The 26,212-nt window shown below is 69.8% G+C and carries 26 protein-coding genes; 13 read left to right on the top strand and 13 right to left on the bottom strand.

Annotated elements, in window-relative coordinates; genetic code table 11:
* Nucleotides 1-38: 38 nt before the first annotated feature.
* A complete protein-coding gene (locus AAFN86_RS15060) occupies nt 39-1,127 on the bottom strand; it encodes an OmpA family protein (protein ID WP_347544172.1) in 1,089 nt (362 codons plus the stop codon).
* Between the two features lie 340 nt (nt 1,128-1,467).
* Between AAFN86_RS15060 and AAFN86_RS15055 the strand changes: the two genes are divergently transcribed.
* From AAFN86_RS15055 to AAFN86_RS15040, 4 genes are all read left to right on the top strand, one after another.
* On the top strand, nt 1,468-3,453 hold the full coding sequence (locus AAFN86_RS15055; protein WP_347544171.1) for an elongation factor G: 1,986 nt from the start codon (nt 1,468-1,470) through the stop codon (nt 3,451-3,453).
* 97 nt (nt 3,454-3,550) lie between these two features.
* A complete protein-coding gene (locus AAFN86_RS15050) occupies nt 3,551-5,227 on the top strand; it encodes a thiamine pyrophosphate-binding protein (protein ID WP_347544170.1) in 1,677 nt (558 codons plus the stop codon).
* A 437-nt stretch (nt 5,228-5,664) separates the two neighbouring features.
* Nucleotides 5,665-6,606 (top strand): alpha/beta fold hydrolase, encoded by a 942-nt coding sequence (locus AAFN86_RS15045; RefSeq protein ID WP_347544169.1) that lies wholly within the window; start codon nt 5,665-5,667, stop codon nt 6,604-6,606.
* A gap of 62 nt (nt 6,607-6,668) precedes the next feature.
* Nucleotides 6,669-7,634 (top strand): tripartite tricarboxylate transporter substrate-binding protein, encoded by a 966-nt coding sequence (locus tag AAFN86_RS15040; RefSeq protein ID WP_347544168.1) that lies wholly within the window; start codon nt 6,669-6,671, stop codon nt 7,632-7,634.
* A 119-nt stretch (nt 7,635-7,753) separates the two neighbouring features.
* On the opposite strand, the gene AAFN86_RS15035 is transcribed toward AAFN86_RS15040, so the two are convergent.
* The 4 genes from AAFN86_RS15035 to AAFN86_RS15020 all read right to left on the bottom strand — a co-directional run bounded on the left by AAFN86_RS15035 (nt 7,754) and on the right by AAFN86_RS15020 (nt 11,328).
* A complete protein-coding gene (locus AAFN86_RS15035) occupies nt 7,754-8,500 on the bottom strand; it encodes a Sir2 family NAD-dependent protein deacetylase (protein WP_347544167.1) in 747 nt (248 codons plus the stop codon).
* On the bottom strand, nt 8,497-9,267 hold the full coding sequence (locus tag AAFN86_RS15030) for a methyltransferase domain-containing protein (RefSeq protein ID WP_347544166.1): 771 nt from the start codon (nt 9,265-9,267) through the stop codon (nt 8,497-8,499). Before AAFN86_RS15030 ends, AAFN86_RS15035 begins: the two co-directional genes overlap by 4 nt.
* 202 nt (nt 9,268-9,469) lie before the next feature.
* A complete protein-coding gene (locus tag AAFN86_RS15025; protein WP_347544165.1) occupies nt 9,470-10,537 on the bottom strand; it encodes a patatin-like phospholipase family protein in 1,068 nt (355 codons plus the stop codon).
* Complete coding sequence (locus AAFN86_RS15020) at nt 10,534-11,328, bottom strand: 3-hydroxybutyrate dehydrogenase (RefSeq protein WP_347544164.1); 795 nt, start codon at nt 11,326-11,328, stop codon at nt 10,534-10,536. The genes AAFN86_RS15025 and AAFN86_RS15020 overlap by 4 nt, the downstream gene beginning before the upstream one ends.
* A 195-nt stretch (nt 11,329-11,523) precedes the next feature.
* On the opposite strand from AAFN86_RS15020, the gene AAFN86_RS15015 reads away from it, so the two are divergent.
* Entirely contained in the window at nt 11,524-13,203 is a 1,680-nt protein-coding gene (locus AAFN86_RS15015) for a methyl-accepting chemotaxis protein (protein ID WP_347544163.1), read from the top strand.
* Between the two features lie 46 nt (nt 13,204-13,249).
* Here AAFN86_RS15015 and AAFN86_RS15010 read toward each other — a convergent pair whose 3' ends face one another.
* The gene (locus AAFN86_RS15010; RefSeq protein ID WP_347544162.1) at nt 13,250-14,671 is read right to left on the bottom strand and encodes an FAD-dependent oxidoreductase; all 1,422 of its coding nucleotides are present in this window, start codon (nt 14,669-14,671) and stop codon (nt 13,250-13,252) included.
* On the bottom strand, nt 14,664-15,368 hold the full coding sequence (locus tag AAFN86_RS15005; RefSeq protein ID WP_347544161.1) for a VTT domain-containing protein: 705 nt from the start codon (nt 15,366-15,368) through the stop codon (nt 14,664-14,666). The genes AAFN86_RS15010 and AAFN86_RS15005 overlap by 8 nt, the downstream gene beginning before the upstream one ends.
* A 193-nt stretch (nt 15,369-15,561) precedes the next feature.
* Between AAFN86_RS15005 and rpmH the strand changes: the two genes are divergently transcribed.
* The 5 genes from rpmH (at nt 15,562) to yihA (ending at nt 18,881) form a co-directional block, all read left to right on the top strand.
* Nucleotides 15,562-15,696 (top strand): 50S ribosomal protein L34, encoded by a 135-nt coding sequence (gene rpmH, locus AAFN86_RS15000; RefSeq protein ID WP_347544160.1) that lies wholly within the window; start codon nt 15,562-15,564, stop codon nt 15,694-15,696.
* A 22-nt stretch (nt 15,697-15,718) separates the two neighbouring features.
* Nucleotides 15,719-16,093 (top strand): ribonuclease P protein component, encoded by a 375-nt coding sequence (rnpA, locus tag AAFN86_RS14995; RefSeq protein ID WP_347544159.1) that lies wholly within the window; start codon nt 15,719-15,721, stop codon nt 16,091-16,093.
* Complete coding sequence (yidD, locus tag AAFN86_RS14990) at nt 16,090-16,323, top strand: membrane protein insertion efficiency factor YidD (RefSeq protein WP_347544158.1); 234 nt, start codon at nt 16,090-16,092, stop codon at nt 16,321-16,323. The genes rnpA and yidD overlap by 4 nt, the downstream gene beginning before the upstream one ends.
* Before the next feature lie 11 nt (nt 16,324-16,334).
* Nucleotides 16,335-18,122 (top strand): membrane protein insertase YidC, encoded by a 1,788-nt coding sequence (gene yidC, locus AAFN86_RS14985; protein WP_347544157.1) that lies wholly within the window; start codon nt 16,335-16,337, stop codon nt 18,120-18,122.
* A 102-nt stretch (nt 18,123-18,224) separates the two neighbouring features.
* Nucleotides 18,225-18,881, top strand: coding sequence for a ribosome biogenesis GTP-binding protein YihA/YsxC (yihA, locus tag AAFN86_RS14980; protein ID WP_347544156.1), 657 nt, complete (start codon nt 18,225-18,227; stop codon nt 18,879-18,881).
* A gap of 51 nt (nt 18,882-18,932) precedes the next feature.
* On the opposite strand, the gene AAFN86_RS14975 is transcribed toward yihA, so the two are convergent.
* From AAFN86_RS14975 to AAFN86_RS14965, 3 genes are all read right to left on the bottom strand, one after another.
* Nucleotides 18,933-20,081 (bottom strand): hypothetical protein, encoded by a 1,149-nt coding sequence (locus AAFN86_RS14975; RefSeq protein WP_347544155.1) that lies wholly within the window; start codon nt 20,079-20,081, stop codon nt 18,933-18,935.
* Nucleotides 20,082-20,105: 24 nt separating this feature from the next.
* Complete coding sequence (locus tag AAFN86_RS14970; RefSeq protein WP_347544154.1) at nt 20,106-20,375, bottom strand: hypothetical protein; 270 nt, start codon at nt 20,373-20,375, stop codon at nt 20,106-20,108.
* An 85-nt stretch (nt 20,376-20,460) separates the two neighbouring features.
* The gene (locus tag AAFN86_RS14965; RefSeq protein ID WP_408906604.1) at nt 20,461-20,931 is read right to left on the bottom strand and encodes an Hsp20 family protein; all 471 of its coding nucleotides are present in this window, start codon (nt 20,929-20,931) and stop codon (nt 20,461-20,463) included.
* Between the two features lie 112 nt (nt 20,932-21,043).
* On the opposite strand from AAFN86_RS14965, the gene def reads away from it, so the two are divergent.
* The 3 genes from def (at nt 21,044) to truA (ending at nt 23,506) form a co-directional block, all read left to right on the top strand.
* Complete coding sequence (gene def / locus AAFN86_RS14960; RefSeq protein WP_347544152.1) at nt 21,044-21,571, top strand: peptide deformylase; 528 nt, start codon at nt 21,044-21,046, stop codon at nt 21,569-21,571.
* A 265-nt stretch (nt 21,572-21,836) separates the two neighbouring features.
* Nucleotides 21,837-22,745 carry a methionyl-tRNA formyltransferase gene (gene fmt / locus AAFN86_RS14955; protein WP_347544151.1) on the top strand — a complete coding sequence of 303 codons (909 nt, stop codon included), beginning with the start codon at nt 21,837-21,839 and terminating at the stop codon, nt 22,743-22,745.
* Entirely contained in the window at nt 22,745-23,506 is a 762-nt protein-coding gene (gene truA, locus AAFN86_RS14950) for a tRNA pseudouridine(38-40) synthase TruA (RefSeq protein ID WP_347544150.1), read from the top strand. Before fmt ends, truA begins: the two co-directional genes overlap by 1 nt.
* Before the next feature lie 3 nt (nt 23,507-23,509).
* Here the strand turns inward: truA and AAFN86_RS14945 are convergent, their stop codons facing one another.
* From AAFN86_RS14945 to dapD, 3 genes are read right to left on the bottom strand one after another with little or no spacing between them, the layout of a single operon-like run.
* Complete coding sequence (locus tag AAFN86_RS14945; protein WP_347544149.1) at nt 23,510-24,055, bottom strand: hypothetical protein; 546 nt, start codon at nt 24,053-24,055, stop codon at nt 23,510-23,512.
* A 32-nt stretch (nt 24,056-24,087) separates the two neighbouring features.
* Nucleotides 24,088-25,227: a succinyl-diaminopimelate desuccinylase gene (gene dapE, locus AAFN86_RS14940; RefSeq protein WP_347544148.1), complete on the bottom strand. Its 1,140-nt coding sequence runs from the start codon at nt 25,225-25,227 to the stop codon at nt 24,088-24,090.
* A 14-nt stretch (nt 25,228-25,241) separates the two neighbouring features.
* A complete protein-coding gene (gene dapD, locus AAFN86_RS14935) occupies nt 25,242-26,078 on the bottom strand; it encodes a 2,3,4,5-tetrahydropyridine-2,6-dicarboxylate N-succinyltransferase (protein WP_347544147.1) in 837 nt (278 codons plus the stop codon).
* Between the last annotated feature and the right edge of the window lie 134 nt (nt 26,079-26,212).

The raw sequence follows: 26,212 nt of genomic DNA, 5'->3' as shown, positions 1-26,212 counted from the left end.
TTGCGGCGCCCTTCCCGTATCCGTCGATGATCCGAAGATCAGCGCAGGATGATTTCCACGCGGCGGTTCTGCGGCTCGCGGGTGTTGTCCGGGGTCGGAACCAGCAGGTTCGTCTCGCCGAAGCCACGGGCGACGATCTCGCCGCGCGGCACGCCCAGGCGGACCAGCTCGGCAGCCACGTTGTTCGCGCGGCGGACCGACAGGGCCTGGTTGTAGGTGGCCGAGCCCGAGGTGTCGGTGTAGCCGTTGACCTCGATCCGGGTGACCGCCTGGCGGGTACGGGCCTGCGCCGCTTCCGCGATGATCTGGCGGGCGCGGTCGGTCAGGTTGTCGCGGTTCCAGTCGAAGAACACCAGGAAGGTGCGCGCCGGCGCCGGAGCAGCGGCCACCGGGGCCACCGGGGCGGCGGTGCGGCCGAAATTGTAGCGAACGCCGAACAGGATCGACCAGTTGTAGTTGTCGGTGCTGAACTTGACGTTGTCGCGGGCGGTGAGGGTCTGGCCGTTCACCGTCGCGTTGGAGTTGAAGCGACCGTCGATGTCGTCGCCGGTCGTGCCCATGAAGCGGCCTTCGGCGGTCAGCGCCAGGCCCGGGACGGAGTCGATCGGGAAGGCGACGCCCAGGATGGCCTGGTATCCGAAGGCGCCGTTGGTGCCGCCGGCATTGAACGAGGCGTTGTTGTTGCCGTTCCGGACCTGGAAGCCGACGCTGTCGTAGTCGTTCCACACGTAGCCGGCGCCGACGCCGACATACGGCATCACCGGGCCGAGCACGAAGTCATACAGCACATTGGCCATCAGGCCGTAGCTGCGGACCGTGCCGGTCGTGCGCGGCAGGTTGCCGGAGTTGGAGGAGATGCTGTCGACGTCATTCTGGCGGTAGTTGCCCTCGACTTCGAGGCGCAGACCGTTGCCGAAGCCGTAGCCGACCGAGAGAACGCCGGCCCAGCCCCACTCGAAGGAGATGGAGATGCCGCGGTTGGAGTCGGAGTCGTCGAGGAAGTTGGTCCCCAGGCCGGCACCGATGTAGATGCCCTGGACCCGCGGGTCCCAGCTCTGCGCGTTTGCCGTCGCGACCATCGGCAGCGACAGCAGCGTCGCGGCAAGAAGCGTCTTCTTGAAGCTCATCGTCATTCCTCGCATCGGATCCCGCACCGACACCGCCGGTGCTCATGGCGCCCCCTGCTACCGGGGTTCATGCAGCACTTAACCACAACTCCCGGCGGCGCGCGGCGGTGATCATGCCCCCGATCCAACATCACCGAAACACTGTGGCGACGGAGACACACCCTGTGGCCCCGGAGTGTCCGGCCCGGTGCACGGCCCCCAGCAGGTTCGCCCCTGTCACGTCAGGATTTTCACCGACTGCGTGTCGCGCCCGGTCTAGTCTGTCCGGCGGCGGCCCTCCCGCCTGGCCGCCGTCGCACACGGCCGGTCCACGGCCGGGCAAGGGAAGGAAACCGTCGCCATGAGCGCCACGACCAATGGAACAGCCCCCGCGTCGAGACCGCCCGGCGGGGCCAGGCCCCGCGCCGTTGCCCTGATCGGTCCGCAGGGCAGCGGCAAATCCACGCTGTTCGACGCGCTGCTGGCCGCCGCCGGGAGTGCGCCACCGCGCCGCGCGGACGCTCGCAGCCGGTCCATGGGCACCGAGACACGGCTCGCCCACTGCGTGCTGATGAACGAAGTCTGGGCGCTGCTCGACTGTCCCGGCTCGGTCGAATTCGGGCAGGAGGTCGCCGCCGCCCTCGCAGTCGCCGACGTCGCCGTGCTGGTCTGCGAACCCGATCCCGCCCGCGCAGCCGCCCTTGCCCCCGCCTTCCATGCGTTGGAACAGGCCGGCCTGCCCGCGATGGTTTTCATCAACAAGGCCGATGCGCTCGGCGACGGCCGCATGCGCGACACCATCGCCGCGCTGCAGGCCCATTCGCGGCGCCCGCTGGTGCTGCGCCAGGTGCCGATCCGCGAGGGAGGGGAGGTCACCGGCTACGTCGACCTGGTCAGCGAGCGGGCCTATCGCTGGCGCCGGGGCGAGCCCTCGGAACTGATCCGCATCCCGGACAGCATGCTGCCGCGGGAGGCGGAGGCCCGCGCCGCCCTGGCCGAGGCCCTGGCCGACCACGACGACGCCCTGCTCGAGAAGGTGGTCGAGGAGACCATTCCCACACCGGAGGACCTGTACCGCCCGCTGCATGCCGACGTCATCGCGGGCGGCCTGGATCCGGTGCTGTTCGGCGCCGCGGAACGCCGCCACGGCGTGATGCGGCTGTGGAAGGCGCTGCGCCACGATGCCCCCGACCCCGTCGACACCGCCGCCCGCCATGGCCTTGAAGCGGACGGCGAGCCTGTCGCGCAGGTGTTCCGCACGCTGCATGCGGGCCATGGTGGAAGGCTATCCTTTGCGCGGATCTGGCGCGGCACGTTGAAGGATGGCGCCACCGTCAATGGCGGGCGGATCGGCGGCATCACCCGCTTTCCGGCCGGCGAGCCCGCCAAGGTGCCGGAAGCCGGCCTCGGCGAGGTGGTCGCCCTGGGCAGGCTCGACAACATGGTGACCGGGGCGACGCTGTCGGCGTCCGGCACCGCGGAAGCCTTGCCTTTCCCGGCCCCGGCCGCGCCGGTCTATGCGCTGGCCATCGCGAATGAGGACCGCAAGGACGATGTCCGCCTGTCCGGCGCGCTGCAACGGCTGGCGGAGGAGGATCCGTCCATCACCGTGCTGCAGGATGCCGAGACGGGGCAGATCCTGCTCGGCGGGCAGGGCGACATCCATATCGGCCATGCCGTCGCAAGGCTGGCGGAGGCGCATGGACTGCGCGTGACGACCGCCCGGCCGCGCATCGCCTTCCGCGAAACCATCCGCCAGACCGCCCGCCACCATGCGCGGCACCGGCGCCAGACCGGCGGCCACGGGCAGTTCGCCGATGTGACGCTGGAAGTTTCGCCGCGCGCCCGTGGGGAGGGTTTCGCATTCGAGGACCGCATCGTCGGCGGCGCCATACCCCGCAAATTCATCCCCGCCGTGGGCGAGGCGGCAGAGGACGCAACCCGCCGTGGTCCGCTCGGCAACCCGGTGGTGGACATCGCCGTCGCCCTGCTGGATGGCGCCTTCCATTCGGTCGATTCATCGGACATGGCCTTCTCCACCGCGACGCGGATGGCGATGCAGGAAGCACTGGCGAAGGCCGAACCGGTGATGCTGGAACCGGTGGATCACGTGACGATCCTGGTGCCCCAGGACGGCACGCCCGCGGCGCAGCGGCTGCTGACCGGCCGACGCGGGCAGATCCTCGGCTTCGCGGAGAAGGAGGATTGGCCGGGCTGGGACGAGGTGCAGGCGCTGGTCCCCGAGGCCGAGTTGCACGACCTGATCATCGAGCTGCGGTCGCAGACCATGGGGCTCGGGACGTATACGCGCCGCTTCGACCACTTGGCGGAAGCGCGCGCACGATAGGCTGCGTTGCGGGGGAGGACGCCCTCCCCCGCGCGGGCCGGGACTTTGCAGCGTGGCCCGACGTGGCACACTCCCCCCACACAAGGGGAAACGCCACATGGCCAGCCAGTACACCGTCGCCGATCTCGTCGCCGACTTCCTGCCGCAGATCGGCGTCTCGACTGTCTTTGGCATCGTCTCGGTGCACAACATCCCGATGCTCGACGCGATCGGCCAGCGCAATGCGCTGCGCTACGTCATGGCGCGCGGCGAGATGGGCGGGGCGCACATGGCGGATGCCTATGCGCGGGTGAGCGGGCATCTCGGCGTTGTCTTCACCAGCACTGGCCCGGGCATGGCCAACGCCATCCCCGGCCTGGTGGAGGCGCGCTTCGCCGGATCCCCCGTGCTGCATATCACCGGCCAGACGGCGACCAGGCACGTCGACCGCGATGTCGGCACGGTGCACGACGTGCCGGGCCAGACGGCGATGCTCGCCGCCGCCTGCAAGGCCGCCTTCCGCGTGCGCAGCGCCAACGAGGCCTTCGGCGTGCTGGTGCGCGCCGCGGCCACGGCGCTCTCCGCGCCGCGCGGGCCGGTTTCCGTGGAGATCCCGATCGACCTGCAGCGCGCGGCGATCGCGCGGCCTGCCGGGCTCGATGCGCTGGTGCTGCCGATCGCCGCGCCGCTGCCGCCGAGCGCCGCCGAGTTGGACGCGGCCGCCGAGATCCTCGCGGCGGCGAAGCGGCCGATGCTGTGGCTCGGCAATGGTGCCAAGCAGGCGCGCACGCAGGCGCTTCGGCTGATGGAACTCGGCTTCGGCGCGGTGTCGTCGTGGAACGGGCGCGGCACCATCCCCGAGGATCATCCGATGAGCCTTGGCGGTCTGCACGGCAACGGTTCGTCGCGCGTGCAGGAGTTCTACGGCAGCGTCGATGCAATGCTGGTCGTCGGCTCGCGGCTGCGCGGGCATGAGACGGGCGACTTCTCGATGAAGCTGCCCGCCACGCTGATCCATGCGGATTGCGACGCCACCGCCAATGGGCGCACCTACCCCAACAGCCTGTTCGTCCATGGCGATGCGGCCCTGGTGATGGCGGGCATTGCCGACCGCCTCGCCGGGCGCGCTTCCGTCGAGCCCGGCTACGCTGCGGATTTCGCCGCGATGAAGGCGCGCGCACGGGCGGAATACCTGGCGACGCTCGGCCCCTATGCCGGTTTCCCCGAGGCGATCCGCGCCGCCCTGCCGCGCGACGGCGTCTGGGTGCGCGACATCACCATCGCCAATTCCACCTGGGGCAACCGCGTCTTCCCGCTGTATGACCCGTGCAATTCCGTCTATCCGGTGGGTGCGGCGATCGGGCCGGGGCTCGCGCTCGGCATCGGCGCGTCGATCGCGGCGCAAGGACGCAAGACCATCGCGATGTGCGGCGATGGCGGCTTCTCGCTGGGCATGTGCGAGCTGTTCACCGTGGCGCAGGAAAAGCCCGATCTGGTGACGATGGTGATGAACGATGGCGGCTACGGCGTTATCCGCCACATCCAGGATGCGGTCGCCGATGGGCGGCAATTCGGGCACGATCTGCTGACGCCGGAATTGCAGGGTCTCGCGGCGCTGGCGGGGCTGCCCTATTTCAAGGTGAGCAGCGCGGATGGCGTGGGCGACGTCGTGGCGCAGGCGCTGGCGGTGAAGGGGCCGGCGGTGGTTGAAGTGGATATGCGCGCGATCGGCGCGGTGCCGCCCTATGCGCCCTATGCGACCATGGGCAAGCATGCGGAGCGGGCGCGGCAATAGGGGGCCTTGCCCCCTCCGCCACCGCCCCAACCACAGTTATCCATTCACGTGGAAGTGCAGCGTGAATGGGCTGGGGCCTTCGGGACCTCGGCTTGGTACTGGGCGTGATCGTCAACGCCGAAGGAAGCATTCACGACGGGCACCAGGCTTCATGTGGACGCTCGCCTCCTCTCTCGATGCAAAGCGCCCAGTGACGGTTTCCAAAGGCCCACTGGCCTTTGGTGGGGTGGCTTGGAGGGGCAAGGCCCCTCCAATTCCCCTGCATTGCCGTCGCGCACATGCGGCGGCGCCCATGGCAGGCGCGCTGCCCAACCTCGCGGCGCCAGGCTTGTCCTGTCGGGTCGCCTGCGGAACACTGCGCAGGGAGAAAACGCCATGAAGACCCGAACCGGGTTTCCGGCCGGCCGTGCCGGCGCCGTGCACGCCGTGCCCATGGCGTGGTCATCAGGACCCGCCGCACCGCTGCCGACAGCATCGCCTCCACCGGCCCCCACCATGACGTCCAGGCGGCCGAGGCGGCATCACCGCGGCGCGCGCCGGACGCTGCCGCACAGAAGGCACAGGACATGATCGAGATCGAACGCGGGCTGCTGAAGACGGCCCTTGGCACCATCCACTACCGTGCCGCCGGCAGCGGCGATCCCATCCTGCTGTTCCACATCAACCAGCAATCCTCGGCCATGATGCTGGAATTGATGGAGGCGCTGGCGCCGGATTTCCGCGTGCTGGCCATGGACTATCCGAGCCACGGCATGTCCGACCACGTTGCGCGGCAGCCGAGCATCGGCGACTACGCCGACATCGCCGTGCGGCTGATGGATGCCAACGGGATCGCCCGAGCCCATCTGATCGGCGAGGCGGTTGGGTCGCTGGTGGCGACCGACCTTGCCGGCCGCCACCCTGATCGCGTGTCACGGGTTCTGCTCGTCAATTGCCCGTACCTGCCAGGCGTGCCGCTGAACCAGACCAAGGGCGATGTCACGTCGGACCATCGGCCGACCGACCCATCCGGCTTCCCGCTGACGCGCACCATGGAATTCGTGCTGGATCGCGATCCCGCGCATTCGCCGATGCACCTGACGCAATCCTGGATGGACCGGATCAACCGCGCGCAGATCGAAGCCGGGCGGAACCGATGGCAGGCGCTGGACGCGCTGCGCGCTTTCGACCTGCCCGGCGGCCTCGACCGTCTGCGCCGCCCGGTGCGCGTGCTGATGGGCGAGCATTTCTACTTCCTGCAGTACCGGGACACGATGATGGCGCACCTGCCGGGTGCTGCGCTCAAGGTCGTGCCGAACGGACGCTTCTGCGTCACCTGGGAACACGCCGCGACGGTGGCGCAGGAGGCAAGGACGTTCCTGCGCGACGAGGCCGACTGATCGTCCAGCACAACGACAACACGGCCTCCGCAATGACGGCGGCCGCCGGGGAGGAGATCACCATGCGCAGACGAACTATCCTGGCAAGCGCCGCGGCGCTGCCGATGGCGCGGCCGGCACGGGCCTGGCAACCGGACCGGCCGCTGCGGCTGGTCATCCCCTTCGTCGCGGGCGGCCCGGCGGATCTGTTCGGCCGGGTCTTCGCCGAGGCGCTGGGTGCGCGGCTCGGCAAGACGGTGGTTGCCGAGAACCGCTCCGGCGCCGGCGGCGTGCTGGGCGTCGATGCCGTCGCGAAGGCCGCGCCCGATGGCTACACCCTCGCGCTGACCACCACGGCGACGCTGGCCATCATCCCCGCCATGCCGGTGCGCATGCCCTTCGATGCGATGCGCGACCTGGCGCATCTGACGCTGGTGGTGCGCGTGCCGGAAGTCCTCGCCGTGAAGGGGGAGGGCGGCGAGTTCCGCACCCTTGCCGAGCTGATCGCCGCGGCCAAGGCGCGGCCGGGCGGATTGCAGTTCGGGTCGTCCGGCGTCGGCTCCATCACGCATCTCGCCTGCGAATTGCTGGCGGCGGAGGCGAAGCTGGATGTGGTCCATGTGCCGTATCGCGGCATCGCGCCGGCGGTGACGGACCTGCTCGGCGGCCGGGTCCATTTCGTGGTGGCAGATGTGCCGGTGCTGATGCCGCACATCACGGCCGGCACGCTGCGGCCGCTTGCCGTCACCACGGCCAACCGCATCGCCGCGCTGCCGGATGTGCCGACCACGGCCGAGCTCGGCATGCCGAGCGTGGTGTCCGACAATTGGTATGGCCTCGGCGTGCCCGCCGCGACGCCCCGTCCGATCCAGGACGCCATCCACGCCGCGGCGTTGGAGGCGTTGCGGGACGAGGCGCTGGTGCGCCAGTTCACGCGCGTGGAGGCCACGCCGTCGCCCATGTCGCGCGAGCAGTACATGGACTTCATCCAGGTCGAGCAACGCAAATGGGCGCCGGTCGTGCGCGCGACGGGAGTGAATACCTACTGATGGGGTGGTCGCTCGGAGAGGGGCGCCGCCCCCTTTCCGAACCCCAACCGGCCAAAGGCCTGAATACTTCTGGACACTTCGATCTGGCGCCGGGGGCGGTATGAGCGTCCGGTCGTTCTTCAGTTCACGCCCAGCGCGCCGCCCATCACGTCGCCGATCCCGTCATGGATCACCAGATCCGCGAGCTCGTCGAGCGGCGTCTCCTGCTTGTTCACGATCACCAGCCTGGCGCCGCGGCGCTTGGCGATCTCGGGGAAACCCGCCGCCGGATACACCACCAGCGAGGACCCCAGCACGATGAACAGGTCGGCCGCCAGCGTCTCCTCCTGGGCGCGGCGCATCGGTTCTTCCGGCATGGCCTGGCCGAAGGCGATGGTGGCGGTCTTCACCAGTCCGCCGCAGGCGGTGCAGGCGGGCACGTCCCCATCGCGATCGAAGGCCACGCGCAGCGCGCCGATCTCATAGCGCCGGCGGCAGTCCAGGCAATGCGCGTAGGTCGAATTGCCGTGCAACTCGATCACCTGCGCTTCGGGGATCCCCGACGCCTGGTGCAGCCCGTCGATGTTCTGGGTGATCACCGCCTGCGCCTTGCCCTGCCGCACCAGCAGCGCCACCGCGCGATGGCCGCGATTGGGTTGGGCGGCACGCATCGTGTCGTCGCCGGCGAAGCGCCGCCGCCAGGTCTCGCGCCGTGCCTCGGCCGAGGCGACGAAATCCTGGAACAGGATCGGCTGCATCTTCGTCCAGACGCCGTTGGTGCCGCGGAAATCGGGAATGCCGGATTCCGTGCTGATGCCCGCCCCGGTGAAGATCGCCACGCGCCGCGCGTCGTCGATCATCCGGCGCAGCACGGCGGCGTTGCTCACGGCAGCCGCGCCAGGATGAACAGGCGGCGGAACGGCAACAGCACCACCCCATCGGCCTGCGGCGGATAGGCCACGCGCATCGCCGCGCGATAGGCGTCGAGGAAACCCTCCCGTTCCGCGCCTTGAAGCGCGTCGAGATACGGCCGCAACGAAGTGCCCATCGCCCATTGCACGACGGGGTTATCCCCGCGCAGCACATGGATGTATTCCGTCACCCACAGGTCGAGCGAGGCGACGCGCGGCCGCAGCAGGTCGTAGTAGTCGCCGGGTGTCAGGATCGGCGGCGCGCTGGCGATGCGCGACAGCGTGCCAGCCCAAGGGCCGTCGCGCGCGATACGGTCCTGCTCGGCCCGCAGCGGTGCCGGATGCATGGACGGCATCTGCACGGCCATCACGCCGCCAGGTGCGACCGCCGACAGCAGGCGGGGGAATAGCGCCTTGTGCCCGCCGAGCCATTGCAGCGCGGCGTTGCTGAACAGCACATCGACGGGTTCGGGCGGCAACCATGTCGCGATATCGGCCTGCGCGGTGGCGAAGCCGCTCGCCGCGGCCTTGGCGAGCATCGCCGCAGAGCCATCCACGCCGGTCACCGTCGCCGCCGGGAAGCGCGCGGCCAGCAGCGGCAGCGCATTCCCCGCGCCGCAGCCGAGATCGACGACGCGCTTCGGCCCTGGATGCGGGATGCGGCCAATCAGGTCGATCGCCGGGCGCAAGCGCTCATCCTCGAAGCGCAGATACTGCGCGGCATCCCAACTGGAGGCGCTCATGGCAATGCGGTTCCGTGTGCATGAAGGTTGGAGGGGCGCTGCCCCTCCAAGCCACCCCGCCAGGGGGCAACGGCCCCCTGGACCGCGATCGTCTGGTGCTCAACCGCCGCAGGTTGGCGCCAAGTAATGGTTTCCAACGCCCTTAAGCCTTTGGTGGGGTGAGCCCGAGAGGGGCAAGGCCTTTCTCGGTCCCCGCCGCCCATCACAGGAACCTCGCGCGGATATCGACGCTGCTCTCGCGCCCGAGCTTGTCGAAATGCTCCGCGATCCAGGCCTCCGCCGCCTCACGACCATATTGGCGCAGCATGCACAGGAAGTCCCAGTCGCCGTTGAACTTGGTGGACAGCTTGAAGCCGCGCAGCCGTTCCTCATCCTCGATCAGGTGGATGAACAGGCGGCGGTAGCGCGGCTGCTCCAGCCGCCCGGAATCGAGCAGGCGCTGCACAAAGTCGATGGCGCGCATCTCGGCCATCAGCGACCCGTTGAAGGTGATCTCGTTGAGCCGGTTGACGATGTCCGACACGCTGGTCGGATGCTCCTCGCGCACCTGCGGGTTCAGCTGGATCAGGATGATGTCGGGCGGCCCGCCCTGGTCATACAGCGGCCACAGCGCCGGATTGCCGAGATAGCCACCATCCCAATAGGGCTCGCCATCGATCTCCACCGCCTTGAACACCTGCGGCAGGCAGGCGGAGGCGAGCAGCGCCTCGACCGTGATCTCGCGCCGGGTGAAGACGCGCGGCTTGCCGGTGCGCACGCTGGTGGCCGAGATGAACAGCCGCGGCGCTTTCGCCTCCGACCGCAGCCGTTCGAAATCGATGCTGTCGGTCAGCGCGTCGCGCAGCGGGTTGAAGTCGATCGGGAAGGGGTTGATCTGATACGGCGACAGCACGCGCGAGAGGTTGTCGAAGGTCCGGTAGGCGAAGGACCAGGTCAGGTCATGCCCCCAGACCAACTTCTCGAAGGGCGTCGCCTGGATCGGGCTCATGGCCAGGCGCCGCGCCATGGTCCGCCAGAAGCGATCGAGTGCGGCAATGGCCGCCTCCGGCCCGCCTTCCAGCAGCCCCTGCACCAGCATCGCGCCATTGATCGCGCCGGCCGAGGTGCCGGACAGGCCATCGACCTCCAGCCGGTCATCCTCAAGCAGCCGTTCCAGCACGCCCCAAGTGAAGGCGCCATGCGTGCCCCCGCCCTGCAGCGCCAGGCTGATGCGCCGCTTCGCGGGTGGTCGTGCGACCGCCGGCGCGGCAGGCGCCTCCGCTTCGCTCACGAAGCCGTCCAGCCGCCATCCGCCGAGAAGGCGATGCCGTTGATCCCGCCCGAGCCCGGTCCGCACAGGAACACCGCCATGTGCGCGATGTCGTCCACCTCTACCCAGCGCTTGGAGGGCTGCTTCTCCAGCAGGTAGTCGCGCAGCGCGACTTCCTCGGACACGCCATGTTCCTTGGCCAGCGGGCCGACCTGCGCCTCGGCCAGCGGGGTGCGCACGAAGCCCGGGCAGATCGCGTTCGATGTGATCAGCGTTTCCGCCACTTCCAGCGCGACCACCTTGGTCAGCCCCACCACGCCATGCTTGGCGGTGACATAGGCCGCCTTGTGCGGGGAGGCGCGCAGCCCGTGCGCCGAGGCGATGTTGATGATGCGCCCCCAGTTGCGCGCGCGCATCGCCGGCAGCGCCGCCTTGATGGCGTGGAAGTTGGACGACATGTTGATCGAGATGATCGCGTCCCACTTGGCGTCGGGGAATTCCTCGATCGGCGCGACGTACTGGATGCCGGCGTTGTTCACCAGGATGTCCAGGCTGCCGAGCGTCTTCTGGGCGTCCGCAACCATCGCGCGGACCTCGTCCGGCTTCGAGATGTCGGCACCGGAATAGGGCGCGTCTCCGCCGCCCATGGCGGCGCCGACGGAAGCGCGCGCCGCGGCGATCTCCTCGGGCTTTCCGAAGCCGTTCAGCATGACCTTGGCGCCGGCCTGCGCCATGAGCATTGCGATGCCGTGACCGATGCCGGAGGTGGAGCCGGTGATGAGGGCCGTCCGGCCTTCGAGGGTGCGGTCCATGGAAAGCGTCTCCGTCTCGGTGGCGGTATGCCGGCGGGGGCCAGCGGGGGGCGCATGGTGGCGAAGCGGGCGGCCGCGGGGAAGCCCCTCGCGTGGGTGGGCGATTGCGGGGCGGGCGGCCGCGTTAACGCGGGGCCAACACTGTTCCGTGAATATGCCGGGCGCCGGATATACCCGTAGCCCCCGAGGTACCCAATGCTGTCCCGCCTGTCCCTGCGCGCGAAACTCCTTGGTGGATTTGGCTTTATCGTGGCCCTGCTGGTCGTGGTCGGTGGCAGCGGCCTGTGGGCGGCCATGCGCATGCAGGACAGCATCGACGACCTGTCCCAGAACTGGCTGCCCTCGGTCCAGGTCCTCGGGCGCTACAAGGCCGCCGCGATGGAGGTCCGCCAGATCGATACGGCGTTGCTGCTGTTCCGCGAGCCGGCTGCGCGCGCCCAGCGCCGGCCGCGGGTCGAGGCGGCCTGGGCGGAATTGCGCGACGCCTGGCAGACCTATGAACCGCTGATCCTGTCGAGCGAGGAGCAGCGCCTGGCGGCCGCCATCCGGACCCTCGGCACGGCCTATCTGCAAACCCATGCCGAGACGGTGCGGCTGCTCGACGCGAATGACGACGCCGCCGCGTACAACGCCTTTGCCGCCGCGCGCCCGGCCTTCGAGGATTACATTCGCGCCATCGACGCCGCCATCCAGTTCAACGCGGAAGGATCCGCCCGGGCACGGGCCGATGGCAGCCGCGTCAGCCATGCGGCCATCTGGGGCATTGCCGGGGTGATGGCGGCGGCTCTCGTGCTCGGCTTCTCCATCGCCGTGCTGATCGGGCGCAGCATCGCCACCCGGATCGTCCGCATCGCGGAAGCAACCGGGCGCATGGCGCACCGTGACTACGCCTTCGCGCTGCCGGAGGTCGCCCACCAGGACGAGATCGGTGCGCTGGCGCGCTCGCTCGACACCTGCCGCGACGGCCTCAAGGAAGCCGACCGCCTGGCCACCCAGCAGGTGGAACAGGCCCAGGCCCAGGCCGAGCGCGCCAAGCGCGTCGATGCCCTGGTCAAATCCTTCGAGGCCGAGGCGAGCGGCGTGCTGCGGGCCGTCAGCAGTGCCGCGACCGAATTGTCGGCCACCGCCGGCGTGATGACCGAGACCGCGGAGGACGGCACCCGGCAGGCCGCCGCCGTCGCCGCCGCCTCGGAACAGGCGAGCACCAACGTGCAGACCGTCGCCGCCTCCACCGAGGAACTCGCCGCGTCGATCTCCGAGGTGGCGCGCCAGGTGCGCGACACCGCGGCGATCACCAACCGTGCGGCGGATGCGGCGCGCGCGACCGACGGCACCGTGCGCGGCCTGGCCGAGGCGGCGAACAAGATCGGCGACGTCGTCCGGCTGATCAACGACATCGCCGGCCAGACCAACCTGTTGGCGCTGAACGCGACGATCGAGGCCGCCCGCGCCGGGGAGGCCGGCAAGGGCTTCGCCGTGGTGGCGAGCGAGGTCAAGAATCTCGCCAGCCAGACGGCGAAGGCGACCGAGGAGATCGCCCAGCAGATCACCGCCATGCAATCCGAGACGACGCGCACGGTCGATGCCATTGAGGCGATCGGCCGCACCATCGAGGAACTCAACGCGACGACCTCGCAGGTCGCCGCCGCCTCGGAACAGCAGGCCGCGGCGACGCAGGAGATCGGGCGCGCCGTGGCGGAAGCGGCGATGGGTACGCAGGAAGCCTCGCGCAGCGCGGCGGGCGTGAAGCAGGGCGCTGAACGCACCGGCGGCGCGGCGCAGGACTTGCGCGGCGCCTCGGCCGAACTCGCCCAGCAATCCGAAAGGCTGCGCGGGCAGGTGGACGGCTTCCTTGCGGAGATACGCGCCGCCTGACGCGGCCCCGGCAGGCCGGCCCCGCGCCATCGCGGGGCTGGCCGCGTCAGGGCAGGTGCTTCAGCAGCCCGACCAGCCGCTTCACGGGCGCCGAAAGCAGCTTCGGCGTGTAGAACTCGGAGGCTGCGCGCTTCGCCGCCTCCTGCGCCGTCGGATAGGGCAGCACCGCCCCGGCCAGTGATGACAGCCGCCGCCCGATCATCATCACGAATAGGCCGGCCATGTCGCCCACCCCCGGCCCGACGAGTGAGGCCCCGAGCAGCCGCCCCTTGCCGTCCACGACCAGCTTTACCAGCCCTTCCGCCCGGCCCTCGGCGACCAGCCGGTCGTTCTCGGCGAGCGGCCAGCGCAGGATCGTCAGGTCGCGCCGCCCGGCGGCGCGCAGTTCGGCCTCGGTCGGGCCGATCTGCGCCAGGCCGGGGTCGGTGTAGGTCACGCGCGGCAGCGCGTCGTATGAGAGTTTCGCCGGAAGGCGGAACAGCATGGACCGCGCGATGATGCCGGCATGCTGCGAACAGACATGGGTGAATGCGCGCGGCCCCAGGCCCTGCGGGTCGGCGATGTCCCCGGCCGCCCAGACCCGGCGGTTCGACACGGACCGCAATGCTCGGTCGGTGGTGATGCCGCGCGGGGACGCCGCGATTCCCGCCGCGGCCAGGTCCAGGCCTGCCAGCCGCGGCGCCCGCCCGACCGCCAGCAGCAGATGCGTCCCGGTCAACCGCGTGTCGTCGTCGAGAAGCAGCGCCACGCCATCCCCATCCGGTTCGGTGGCGATCACGCGAACGCCCTCGTGCAGCGCCACGCCCTCGGCGACCAGGGCGTCGCGCAGCGGGGGGATGCATTCGGGGTCCTCGCGCCCGGCGATGGCGGCGGCTTCCACCACCGTCACCTTGCAGCCCAGCCGCGCATGCGCCTGCGCCATCTCCAGGCCGATCGGCCCGCCGCCGAGGATCAGCAGATGGCCCGGGTGCTCATCGAGGCTGAACAACGTGTCGTTGGTCAGGAACGGCACTTCGGACAGGCCCGGTATGGGCGGGATGATGGCAGCGGAACCCGCGGCGATGACCGCGCGCCGGAAGTGGAAGCGCCGCCCGCCGGCCTCGATGATGTCGCGCGCGGCGAAGCGGGCCGGGGCGCGCACCACCGTCACCCCCATGGCGCCATAACGTTCCGCGGAATCATTCGGTGCGATGGCGGCGATGACGCCGTCGACATGGGCGCGCACGCCGGCCCAGTCGATCTCCGGCGTGGGCAGGCGGACGCCGAAGCGTTGGGCGCGGCGGGCCTCGGCCGCCGCATGGGCTGCCGCCAGCAGCGCCTTGGACGGCACGCAGCCGGTATTGAGGCAGTCGCCCCCCATCGTCCCGCGTTCGAACAGCGCGACCTTCAGCCCGAGGCCGGCCGAAATCGCCGCGACCGAAAGCCCGGCGGCCCCCGCGCCGATCACCGCCACATCGACATCAGGCATCGCGCTTCCTTTTCCGCCACCACGCCCCGAGCAGGGACAGCGCCGCCAGCCCGAGCAGCGGCAGCAGGATTTCCGGCGCCAGGATCACGCCGAGGTCGGGCCGGCCGCCATGGGCCAGCACATCCCCCAGCCCCGCCCCGATTCCGGCGAACACCGCCGTGCCGGGGATGATGCCGATCGCCGTTGCCGCGGCATAGGCGCCGAAGGGCATGCCGACCAGGGCGGGTGCGAGGTTGACCAGCCAGAAGGGCAGCACCGGGATCAGCCGGAGGGTCAGCAGGTAGAAGAAGCCGTCGCGCTCCAGCCCCGGGCGCAGCAGTTCGACCAGCCCGCCCACCCGCCCGGCGACCAGCGGGGCGAGCGCGCTGCGCGCCACCAGGAACAGCAGGCAGGCCCCGATGGTGGCGCCCAGCACGGTCAGCGCCGTGCCGACCCAGGGCCCGAACATCAGCCCGCCGGCCAGGGTCAGCACCACCGCGCCGGGCAGGGACAGCGTGACCACGACAATATAGGTGAGGACGTACCCGCCCCCCGCCGCAACGGGATGTGCCGCTACGACAGCCGCCAGATTCGCCCGGTGATCGGCCAGCGCCTCGAAGGAGAGCAGTTGCGTCAGGCCCGAGGCCCAGGCCGCCAGCAACAGGGCGCCCAGCAGCAGGATCGGCCAGAAGCGGGCAAGGAGGGGGCCGGGTCTCATCGTCGGCACGTCCTTCGCCTCCGTCAGTCGATCAGTTACATACAGGAATTGACGCCCTGCGCGGTTGACGGGCGGCAATGCTGCTCCCTATACCTCCGCCCCTCGCCGGGGTGCCTCATGCAAGGGGCCCGCCGGCGCGTCCTGCTGGCGGCGATCATCCCGTCCGCCGGCACCGAGGTTCAGGAGACTTGTCGTGAAGCGTACCTACCAGCCCTCGAAGCTTGTCCGGAAGCGCCGGCACGGGTTCCGTGCCCGCCTGTCGACCGTGGGTGGGCGCAAGGTGCTCGCCAACCGTCGCGCCAAGGGCCGCAAGCGCCTTTCGGCCTGATCGGCCCGCCGCGGAGCATCCCATGTCGGGCAGCGCCGACCCGGCCCCGCCCCAGACGGGTGCTCCCGCCGGCCGGATCAAGAAGCGCCGGGACTTCCTGCGCGCCGCCTCGCGCGGCAAGCGCGCGGCGCGGCCGGGCCTGGTGTTGCAGGCCCTGGCGACTGAGCCCGGATCCCTGCGCCTTGGCTTCACCGTAACCAAGAAGGTCGGCAACGCCGTGGTGCGCAACCGCGCGCGGCGCCGGATGAAGGAAGCTGCGCGGCTGTCGTTGCCCGGCCTCGGCGTCTCGGGCTGGGACATCGTGCTAATCGGGCGTGACGGCACCGGCAAGCGGCCCTTCGGCCAGTTGATCGGCGACCTGCGCGGGGCGCTGAAGCAGGCCGGGGTGCTGCCGTGACCGCGGCCGGCCATGCCCTGAAGGGCTGCGTCCACGTCTATCGCTATACGCTGCGCGGGATTATCGGCAGCCATTGCCGCTTCTATCCCTCCTGCAGCGACTACGCGCTTGAAGCCATCACCACCCATGGCGCCGCGCGCGGCGCCCTGATGAGTGCGACGCGCATCCTGCGCTGCAATCCCTGGAACCCGGGCGGCTACGACCCCGTGCCCCTTCCGCCGAAAGGCTGAGATTTTCCCCGATGGACCAGAAGCGCCTTTTTGCCGCGATCGCAATGTCGATCGGCATCCTGCTGATCTTCGACGTGTGGAACCGCACCAACCGGCCGCCGGCACCGCTGCCGGCGCTGCCGGCCGTGCAGACCACGCCTGCGGTGCCGGTGCCGCCAACCGCCGGTGTTCCCACCCCAGGCGTCACCGCCCCCGTGCAGGCGGAAGCCAGCGCCACCACGCCGCGCCCGCCCGCAGCGCGCATCGCCATCGAGAATCCGCGCGTCGCCGGCACCATCAACCTGCGCGGCGCGCGCATCGACGACCTGGTCTTCACGACCTATCACGAGACGCTCGCCCCCAACTCGCCGCAGGTCCGCCTGTTCGACCGGCGCGACAGCTCCAATCCCTATTTCGCGCAATGGGGCTGGACGGCCGCGAGCCCCGGCGTGCGCGTGCCGGACAGCGAGACCGACTGGACCGCGACCGGCGGGCCGCTGGCCCCCAATCGCCCCGTCACGCTCACCTGGGACAACGGCCAGGGGCAGGTCTTCCAGATCGCCCTGTCGGTCGACGACCAGTACATGATCACCGCCGACCAGCGCGTGCAGAACACCGGCAGCGAGCCGGTTTCCGTGCTGCCCTGGGCGCGCATCCGCCGCGAGCACACCCCGCCTTCCGCCGGCTACTACATCCTGCATGAAGGCTTCACCGGCGTGCTCGGCGGCCGGCTGCACGAAATGACCTACGCCAACGCCAAGACCGAGGCCGAGCGCCGGTCCGGCGTCGCGCTGGACCAGGAGACGGCGGGCGGCTGGGCCGGCTTCACCGACAAGTACTGGCTCGCCGCCGTGATGCCGGCCGCACCCGACCAGACGCTGCGCGCATCCTATCGCTTCGCCAATGATGGCGGCGGCGCGGCGGGCGACCGCTGGCAGGTCGACATGGCCACGCCGCAGCCCATCACCATCGCGCCGGGTGCGACCGGCCAGATGGCGACGCGCGTCTTCGCCGGCGCCAAGGAGGTTCACCTCCTCGACAGCTACATGTCGCGGCTGGGCATCACCGATTTCGACAAGGCGATCGACTTCGGCTGGTTCTACTTCCTGGTGAAGCCGTTCTTCCTCGCGCTCGACTGGATCTTCCGGCTGACGGGGAATTTCGGCGTCGCCATCCTGATCTTCACCGTGCTGATCAAGGCGGCCTTCTTCCCGCTGGCCAACAAGGCCTACCATTCGATGGCGCGGATGAAGGCGCTCGCGCCGAAAATGACGGAGATCAAGGAGCGCTACAAGGACGACCCCCAGAAGGCGCAGTCCGAGATGATGGCGCTGTACCGGACGGAGAAGGTCAATCCGGCCTCCGGTTGCCTGCCCATCCTGATCCAGATCCCGGTCTTCTTCGCGCTGTACAAGGCGCTGTTCGTCACCATCGAAATGCGGCACCAGCCCTTCTTCGGCTGGATCCACGACCTGTCCGCGCCGGATCCGACGAACCTGTTCAACCTGTTCGGCCTGTTGCCCTTCGACCCGGCGCAGTTCAGCCACTTCCTGCACATGCCGGCCTGGGCGCTGATCATGGGCGTCACGATGTTCGTGCAGCAGCGGCTGAACCCGCCGCCGCCCGACCCCGTGCAGGCCAAGATCTTCGCCTGGATGCCGCTGATCTTCACCTTCATGCTGGCCAGCATGCCGGCGGGGCTGATCATCTACTGGGCGTGGAACAACACCCTGTCAGTGGCGCAGCAATACTACATCATGCGGCACGACCGGGCGGCGGCGAAGGCGGCCAAGGGCGGGACGCCGGGGAAGTCGAAGTAAGCAAGGTCGGGGGAGCGAACTCCCCCGATCCCCCTCCTTTTTCTGTCTGTCACCAAGGGGCGCCAACGCGGCAGGGACGGCCCATCAAGCGGAAGAGTATCGATGACCGGGCTTGCTGAGGCACGAGACGACGCGGAACGCGAGGCGCTGATCGAGGCCGGGCGGCTGCTGTTCACGCGGCCCTGCAACTTCTTCTACGCGGCGCAGAAATCGGACCAGTTGCCGGAGCCGGGACTGCCGGAGGTCGCCTTCTGCGGGCGGTCCAATGTCGGCAAGTCGTCGCTGGTCAATGCGCTGGTGGGGCAGAAGGCGCTCGCCCGCGTGTCGCAGATGCCGGGGCGCACGCGGCAGCTCAACTTCTTCAACCTGGCCGACCGCATCGTGCTCGTGGACCTGCCGGGATACGGCTACGCCAAGGCGTCCAAGGATATGCAGCGCGACTGGCAGGGCGTGATGTTCGACTACCTGCGCGGGCGGCCGAACCTGATGCGCGTGATGCTGCTGCTGGACGCGCGGGTCGAGACCAAGTCATCCGACCGTGCGGCGATGGAACTGATGAACGTCGCCGCCGTCGCCTTCCAGATCGTACTGACCAAGGCGGATGACGTCGGGCCGATGAAGCTCGCCGCCCGCATCAAGGAAGCCGAGGAGCTGGCGCGCAGCCATACCGCGGCGCATCCGCTCGTGCTGGTGACCAGCAGCCAGACCGGCGCCGGCATCGCGGAAATGCGCGCGGAGATCGCCTCGCTCGCGGTGTAGCGGCTCGGAACGCGGGGTCCGGGAAGCCGGGCCGGCGCGCTCGGGCATTGGCTATGCGGCGGTCGGCGGGGCGACCTGCGCGATGGCCGCGACGGCAGCCGCATCCTCAGCCAGGACGCGCAGCGCCTGTGCCTTCGCCTCGTGGAATGGCGCCGCGGCATCCTGTTCGCGCAACGCATCCAGCAGGCCGAGCCGTGCTTCGAGGTTCCGTGGAGACACGCGAACCGCCCGCTCGTAGCCCAGTAGCGCGAGATCCGGCATGCCGCTGTCCAGCAGCAGGCGCGCACAGCTGCGCTGTTCAGCGGGCATCGGGGTCAGCAGATGCAGCGTCTCGGCGGCCATGACTCGCGCTTCCTCCTGTCGCTTCGCCCGCAGCAGGGTGAACAGGCGGTCGCGCTTGCCGCGCGCGCGGGCGATGCGGATTCTGGGTTCCGATGCGCCGAGCGCGGTGGCCCGGGCAAACAAGGCGCTGGCGATTGTCGGATGGCCGTGCGCCTCCACCGAGCGGGCCAGCTGCAGGCAGGCTTCCACCGAACTGCCCCGCTGGTGCCGCAGGACGTCGCGGATCGCCCGGCCATCTCCCGCCAGCACCAGGTCGCAGAGCCGCCCCAGCGTGCTGCTGGACTTGAAGCGCGTCATCACGGCGTGCTTCAGGAAGGGCAGCCTGATCGGCGTCGCGCCAGCCTCGCTGGTGGTCCAGGCCAGATGCGCGGCATCCGGCATCCAGTAAGGGTCCGCGGCGACGAAACTGACCGGTGGCGAGTCGCCCGGGGCGATGCGCATGCCGGCATGCAGCGTGGCATCGTGGAATTTGTGGAAGCGTCGATCCTGCGGCACCTCGGCCGGATCGATTGAGACCTGCGGCGACACCGCCAGCCCATGCGTGAGGCCCAGTATCCTGCCGTATTTCAGGACTGCGTAGCCACCCATGGAAAAGCCGTAGCCGATCGCGCGCGGCTTCAGCAGCCGCCGCATGGTCTCGGCCGCGGCCTGCATGCTCGCGGCCGGATACCAGTTCTCCCGCTTGGCGACGAAGCCGATCGCTTCGAGATCCAGCTTGGCGATCGGCTCCTGTGCCCAGATCCAGGTACCGTCCGGGCGGTGGGTCAGGGCCGCGAAGGTCACCAGGGTGAAGTCTGACCCGCCTGGCCGATGGACCAGCTGGATCTCGTCATCCTCGAAAACCACCCGCGACGTCATGCGGGCATCTTCGCGCGGCGGTCGTCAATGCACCAGCGCCGCGCCCATCCCATGCTGATGGATCGCTGCCGTCGCCAGGGCGAGGGTCGGCGCCGCGCCGATTGGCGTGCCATCGGCCGCATGGATCGCCACCGCTGCCTGGCCATTCACGACCACCGGGCGGACATAGGCCATGCTCTGCGCGCCAAAACGCGCCCAATCGAGCGGCGAAAGGCGCCGCAACTCCGCCGCCGTCGGGAACGGCGTATCGGTTTCGTCGGTGTCGTCGATGGTGTTGATGTCGTCGTTCATCATAGTGTCCTCCTGCCGCCATGTCCCGCATGGGCCCATGCGACGGTCGATCCGGCCCGGATGGGCCCGGTTGAGGGGAAGGCGGTGGTCAGCCCTGTTCGGGGGGGCTCATCAGCGCCGTCGGTCCATTGGCGCGCGCACCGATGCGGATGGTCTTCACCCGGCTTTCCGGTTGCGGCCGTTTCAGTTCCAGGTGCAGCAGCCCGTTGTCCAGCCAGGCCCCTTCCACCTCCATTCCTTCCGCCAGGACGAAGGCCCGCTGGAACTGCCGCGCGGCGATGCCGCGATGGAGGAAGATGCGGCCCTCGCTGTCATCGGTCTGCCGGCCGCGGATCACCAGCTGGTTGTCTTCCTGCGTGATCTGCAGGTCATCCATGGCGAAGCCGGCGACGGCGAGCGTGATGCGCAGCCGATCGGGGCTGATCTGCTCGATATTGTAGGGCGGGTAGCCATCGGCATTCTTGCCGACCCGGTCGAGCATCTGTTCCAGATGGTCGAAGCCGAGAAACAGGGGCGAGCCGAAGAGCGGCGGGCGAGACACGAAGGCAGGCCTCCTCATCCGAGAGCGAAGCGGTCGGCGGGACCCGTAGCATCCCGCCATTCCGTGATTTTGGCGGTCGGACGGGCGGTTGCAAGGGGGGGCGGGCAAGGCTACATGCGCTGGCCCCGCCATGACCGACCCCGCCATCCTGCCGATCCTGCTTGTTCCCGACGCGCGCCTGCGCGCGAAGGCGAAGCCCGTTGCCGCCGGTAGCGGAGACGCCGTGCGCGCGCTGTCGGACAGGATGCTGGCGACGATGTATGCCGCGCCGGGCATCGGCCTCGCCGCGCCGCAGGTCGGTGAGATGCTGCGCCTGGTGGTCATCGACCTTCAGAAGGAGGAAGCCCGCGACCCGCTGGTGCTGGTGAACCCGGAGGTCGTGGCGGAAAGCGACGACCTCGCCACGCGCGAGGAAGGCTGCCTGTCCCTGCCGGGCCAGTATGCCGAGGTGACGCGCCCGGCGCGGGTGAAGGTGCGTTACCTGGACCTGACCGGAGCGAAGCGGGAGATCGAGGGCGAGGGCCTGCTGTCTGCCTGCCTGCAACACGAGATCGACCACCTGAACGGCGTGCTGTTCGTGGATTACCTGAGTGCACTGAAGCGGAACATGCTGCTGAGGAAGCTCGCGAAGGAATTGAAGGCCAAGGAGCGGGACTGAGGGCGTTGGACTGGGTCGCGCTCCGAACCTGGGATATGCGCGGGGAACGCTCTGCTCTCTCCAAACCCTACCCCTGACTTGGGGAGGGCTCTGCCCTCCCCATACCCCACCCGCCAAAGGCTTAAGGCCTTTGGAAACCGTCGCTTTTCTGGAGCACCGAGCCCATGTGGCGCGCCCCAATTCAAGGTGTCCAGAGGCCCTTAGGCCTCTGGCGGGGTGAGGTCCGGAGAGGGGCAGGGCCCCTCTCCGGTCACGCGTGACACCGATGCGCATCGCCTTCATGGGCAGCCCGGACTTCGCCGTCCCGGCGCTCCGTGCCTTGCACGCCGCCGGCCACGACATCGCCGCCGTCTATTGTCAGCCGCCGCGCCCCGCGGGCCGAGGCCAGAAGGAGACGCCCTGCCCGGTGCATCGCGCCGCGCTCGATCTTGGCCTTGAGGTCCGCACGCCCACCCGGCTGAAGCGCGACACCGCCCAGCATGAGGCCTTCGCGGCACTGGACCTTGATGTCGCCGTCGTTGCCGCCTATGGGCTGATCCTGCCCAGGGCGATGCTGGATGCGCCGCGCCGTGGCTGCATCAACATCCATGCCTCCCTGCTGCCGCGCTGGCGCGGCGCCGCACCCATCCACGCCGCCATTCTCGCCGGCGATGCCGAGAGCGGCGTGACCATCATGCGCATGGAGGAAGGTCTCGACACCGGCCCCATGCTGCTGAAGGAGGCGACGCCGATCGGCCCGGACACCACCGTCCAGGCGCTGCACGACGCGCTGGCGGAAATCGGCGCCCGCCTGGTGCTGCGCACCCTCGCCGAGGACCCGCCGGCCGTCGCGCAGCCGGAGGAGGGCGTCACCTATGCCGCCAAGCTGACCAAGGAGGACGGCCGGCTCGATTGGTCGCTCGGCGCCGCGGTGCTGGAACGCCGGGTGCGCGCGCTGAACCCCTGGCCCGGCACCTTCTTCGAATGCCAGGGCGACCAGATCCGCGTGCTGGCGGCGCGCGTCGAACCCGGCGCCGGCGCGCCGGGGACGATGCTCGACGACGCCGCGCTGGTCGCGACCGGCAGCGGCGCGCTGCGGCTGCTGCGGCTGCAACGCCCGGGCCGCGCGGCGATGGACGCCGAAGCCTTCCTGCGCGGCTTCGCCCTGCCACCGCGCGGCGGTGTGCTCGGCTGATGCCGTCCTACGCGCTGCTGCTGGAATACGATGGCGGCCCCTTCGTCGGTTGGCAGCGCCAGGTGGATGGCCTGTCCATCCAGCAGGTGCTCGAGGAGGCCGCCGCGCATCTGAATGGCGGGGAAGTGCCGATCGTCACCGCCGCAGGGCGCACCGATGCCGGGGTGCATGCGGAAGGCCAGGTTGCCCAGGTGACGCTGGCCGTGGACATGCCGCCCGAACGGGTGCGGGAAGCGCTGAACTTCCACGCCAAGCCGCACCCCGTCGTCGTCCTCGGCGCGGCCGTGATGCCCGATGACTGGTCGGCACGATTTTCCGCCACCGGCCGCGCGTATCGCTTCCGCATCCTGAACCGGCGTGCGCGGCCGGCGCTCGACCTTGGCCGGGTGTGGCATGTGCAGCGGCGGCTTGATGCGGTGGCGATGCATGACGCCGCGCAGGGGCTGCTCGGCAAGCATGATTTCTCCGCCTATCGCGCCGCGTCCTGCCAGGCGAAGTCGCCCTTGCGCACGCTCGACCGGCTGGATGTCGCGCGGCTGGGCGATGAGGTGGTGATCACCGCGGCGGCGCGATCCTTCCTGCATCATCAAGTGCGCAACCTGGTCGGCACGCTGGCCGAGGTCGGTGCCGGCAAGCGCCCGACCTCCTGGCCGCGCAGCGTGCTGGACGGGCGGGAGCGCAGCCGCGCGGGGCAGACGGCGCCGCCGGAGGGGCTGACGCTGACCAGCGTTCGCTATGCGGAGCCGATCGACTGGCGTTGACGCTCAGCCGATCGCCATCTTCGATGCCAGCCCGGACAGGAACAGCGACAGGCCGAGGTCGAGCACGACGAAAGCCGCCGCCCGCGGCCCCGACAGGCCCAGCGCGATGCGCGTCGCGAACCATTGCAGCCACAGCGCATAGCCCAGCCCCAGCAGCGCCAGCGCATCGGCGACCATCCCTGTCATGCCGAGCAATTCCGGCAGGGACAGCAGCGCCATCACCACATACTGAACCAGGTTCACCCAGTTCCATGCGGCGATGAAGCGCGGCCACAGAATGCCGCGGCCCATCGCGTCGGCCAAAGGCATGGAGGCGAGCGCAAACCCCGCCCAGGAACAGACGAAGGCAATCAGGTCGGCGGTGATGGCGCGGGACGGATCGACTGCCACGGCAGCCGGCCCGGCGCCCAGGCGCAGCAGGAGGAAGATCGGCAGGCAGAACAGCGCGGCAAGGAAGGAGGCGCGGGCATCCTTCATCGTCGGCTCGAAGGCATCCATGCCGTCCGGCTTCGCGCGGGCGAGCAGCAGCGCGCCAACGATGCCGCGCACCACCGGCCCGGCCGGCGGGGGTGCGGCGCCGCTCAGCCGAGGATCTCCTCGAGGATCGTCCGATAGGCGCCGGCGAGGCGGCGCAGTTCCTCGACCGAGGCGTTCTCGTTCACCTGGTGCAGCGTGGCCCCCACGGCACCGAATTCGGCCACCGGGCAGTATCGCGCAATGAAGCGCGCATCCGACGTGCCGCCGCCGGTGTCGAGCGCCGGTGTCTCCCCGGTGCTGCGCGCGATGGCGCGCGACAGCGCATCGACGAAGGGGCCGGGGCGGGTCAGGAAGGATTCGCCCGAGCACTCCACCGTCATCTCATAGGCACAGCCTGCGGCGCGCAGCGCGGCGTGCAGGCGTTCGGTGAGCGATGCGCTGCTGTGGTGGTCGTTGAAGCGGATGTTCAGCATCGCCCGCGCGGTGGCGGGAATGACGTTGGACGCGCGGTTGCCGACATCGAAGCCGGTCACCTGCAACGTGGTCGGCGGGAAGAACTCCGATCCGTTGTCGAGTGGTGCGGCCAGCAACGGCCCGAGGGCGGCGACCAGCCGGTGGATCGGGTTGTCGGCCAGCGCCGGATAGGCGCTGTGCCCCTGCTTGCCCTGCACGGTGATGCGCGCCGTGAGGCTGCCGCGCCGGCCGATCTTGACGGTGTCGCCCAGGGCCCGCCGGCTGGTCGGCTCGCCCACCAGCGCCATGTCGGGGACCTGGCCGTTGGCCTGCATCCAGTCCATCACCTTCGCGGTGCCATCGACCGACCGGTCCTCCTCGTCGCCGGTGATCAGCAGGGAGATCGAGCCCGGATGATCCGGATGTGCGGTGAGGAAGTCGGTCAGCCCGGCGATGAAGGCGGCGATGCCACCCTTCATGTCGCAGGCGCCGCGGCCATAGAGCGTGCCGTCGCGCACCACCGCGGCGAAGGGGTCGTCGGCCCAGGCCGCGACGTCGCCCGGCGGCACCACATCGGTATGCCCTGCGTAGCAGAGATGCGGCCCGGCGGTGCCGCGCCTGGCGAACAGATTGTCCACGCGGTAGTCAGCCGGCCCGAAGGCCAGTCGCGTGCAGGCGAAGCCGAGCGGTTCCAGCGCCCGCTGCACGACGTCCAGCGCGCCATCGTCGGCGGGTGTGACCGACCGGCAGCGGATCATTGCCTGGGCGAGGGGGATCGGGTCCGCTGCCATGCCGGTTGCTCGCCTCAGTCGCGCAGCAATTCGTTGATCGCGGTCTTGGCGCGGGTCTGTGCGTCCACGCGCTTGACGATCACCGCGCAATACAGGGAAGGCCCCGGCGAGCCATCCGGCAGCGGCTTGCCCGGCAGCGAACCGGGAACGACCACCGAATAGGACGGCACGCGCCCGATGAAGACCTCACCCGTCGCGCGGTCGATGATCTTGGTCGAGGCCCCGAGGAAGACACCCATCGACAGCACCGCGCCGCGCTCGACGATCACGCCCTCGGCGACTTCCGAGCGCGCGCCGACGAAGCAGTCATCCTCGATGATCACCGGGTTGGCCTGCAGCGGTTCCAGCACGCCGCCGATGCCCACGCCGCCCGACAGGTGCACATTCTTGCCGATCTGCGCGCAGGATCCGACCGTCGCCCAGGTATCGACCATCGTGCCTTCATCGACATAGGCGCCGAGATTCACGAAGGAGGGCATCAGCACGACGTTCTTCGCGATGAAGGCCGAACGGCGCACCACGGCGCCGGGCACGGCGCGGAAGCCGGCCTCGCGGAAGCGGTTCTCGCCCCAATCGGCGAACTTCAGCGGCACCTTGTCATAGGCGCCGGCGGCGACATCCATCGGCGCGGAATCGACCAGGCGGAAGGACAGCAGGACCGACTGCTTCAGCCACTGGTTCACATGCCAATTGCCCTTGCCATCCGGCTGAGCCACCCGGGCCTTGCCGGAATCGAGCATGTCCAGCGCGTCCTCGATGGCTGCGCGGTCGGACCCGCCGGTGCCGGGATTGACCCGGTCGCGGGTCTGCCAGAGCGATTCGATGCGGGCCTGCAGGGCAGTGCTATCCATGGCGTCCTCGGGCTGTCGGTGCGGCGCCCGGTTCCTTGGGGCCGCCGTGCCGCGCTGTCAACGCGGTCGCGTCGCCCCATGGCCCGATGCCGCGCGCAGGGCCGCGCGCACACGGCGCGTCCGTCATCCCCGTC

The sequence above is a fragment of the Roseomonas sp. CAU 1739 genome, assembly GCF_039839775.1.
Lineage (GTDB): Bacteria > Pseudomonadota > Alphaproteobacteria > Acetobacterales > Acetobacteraceae > Neoroseomonas.
The sequence above is the reverse complement of the archived record's forward strand: the minus strand, read 5'-3'. Positions and strand labels throughout refer to the sequence as shown.

Excerpts from the sequence above, each read along its gene's own strand:
- AAFN86_RS15060 (WP_347544172.1), bottom strand. The coding sequence starts at position 1,127 with ATGAGCTTCAAGAAGACGCTTCTTGCCGCGACGCTGCTGTCGCTGCCG.
- AAFN86_RS15055 (WP_347544171.1), top strand. The coding sequence starts at position 1,468 with ATGAGCGCCACGACCAATGGAACAGCCCCCGCGTCGAGACCGCCCGGC.
- AAFN86_RS15050 (WP_347544170.1), top strand. The coding sequence starts at position 3,551 with ATGGCCAGCCAGTACACCGTCGCCGATCTCGTCGCCGACTTCCTGCCG.
- AAFN86_RS15040 (WP_347544168.1), top strand. The coding sequence starts at position 6,669 with ATGCGCAGACGAACTATCCTGGCAAGCGCCGCGGCGCTGCCGATGGCG.
- AAFN86_RS15030 (WP_347544166.1), bottom strand. The coding sequence starts at position 9,267 with ATGAGCGCCTCCAGTTGGGATGCCGCGCAGTATCTGCGCTTCGAGGAT.
- AAFN86_RS15020 (WP_347544164.1), bottom strand. The coding sequence starts at position 11,328 with ATGGACCGCACCCTCGAAGGCCGGACGGCCCTCATCACCGGCTCCACC.
- AAFN86_RS15015 (WP_347544163.1), top strand. The coding sequence starts at position 11,524 with ATGCTGTCCCGCCTGTCCCTGCGCGCGAAACTCCTTGGTGGATTTGGC.
- AAFN86_RS15010 (WP_347544162.1), bottom strand. The coding sequence starts at position 14,671 with ATGCCTGATGTCGATGTGGCGGTGATCGGCGCGGGGGCCGCCGGGCTT.
- AAFN86_RS15005 (WP_347544161.1), bottom strand. The coding sequence starts at position 15,368 with ATGAGACCCGGCCCCCTCCTTGCCCGCTTCTGGCCGATCCTGCTGCTG.
- rnpA (WP_347544159.1), top strand. The coding sequence starts at position 15,719 with ATGTCGGGCAGCGCCGACCCGGCCCCGCCCCAGACGGGTGCTCCCGCC.
- yidC (WP_347544157.1), top strand. The coding sequence starts at position 16,335 with ATGGACCAGAAGCGCCTTTTTGCCGCGATCGCAATGTCGATCGGCATC.
- yihA (WP_347544156.1), top strand. The coding sequence starts at position 18,225 with ATGACCGGGCTTGCTGAGGCACGAGACGACGCGGAACGCGAGGCGCTG.
- AAFN86_RS14975 (WP_347544155.1), bottom strand. The coding sequence starts at position 20,081 with ATGACGTCGCGGGTGGTTTTCGAGGATGACGAGATCCAGCTGGTCCAT.
- AAFN86_RS14970 (WP_347544154.1), bottom strand. The coding sequence starts at position 20,375 with ATGATGAACGACGACATCAACACCATCGACGACACCGACGAAACCGAT.
- AAFN86_RS14965 (WP_408906604.1), bottom strand. The coding sequence starts at position 20,931 with ATGAGGAGGCCTGCCTTCGTGTCTCGCCCGCCGCTCTTCGGCTCGCCC.
- def (WP_347544152.1), top strand. The coding sequence starts at position 21,044 with ATGACCGACCCCGCCATCCTGCCGATCCTGCTTGTTCCCGACGCGCGC.
- fmt (WP_347544151.1), top strand. The coding sequence starts at position 21,837 with ATGCGCATCGCCTTCATGGGCAGCCCGGACTTCGCCGTCCCGGCGCTC.
- truA (WP_347544150.1), top strand. The coding sequence starts at position 22,745 with ATGCCGTCCTACGCGCTGCTGCTGGAATACGATGGCGGCCCCTTCGTC.
- dapE (WP_347544148.1), bottom strand. The coding sequence starts at position 25,227 with ATGGCAGCGGACCCGATCCCCCTCGCCCAGGCAATGATCCGCTGCCGG.
- dapD (WP_347544147.1), bottom strand. The coding sequence starts at position 26,078 with ATGGATAGCACTGCCCTGCAGGCCCGCATCGAATCGCTCTGGCAGACC.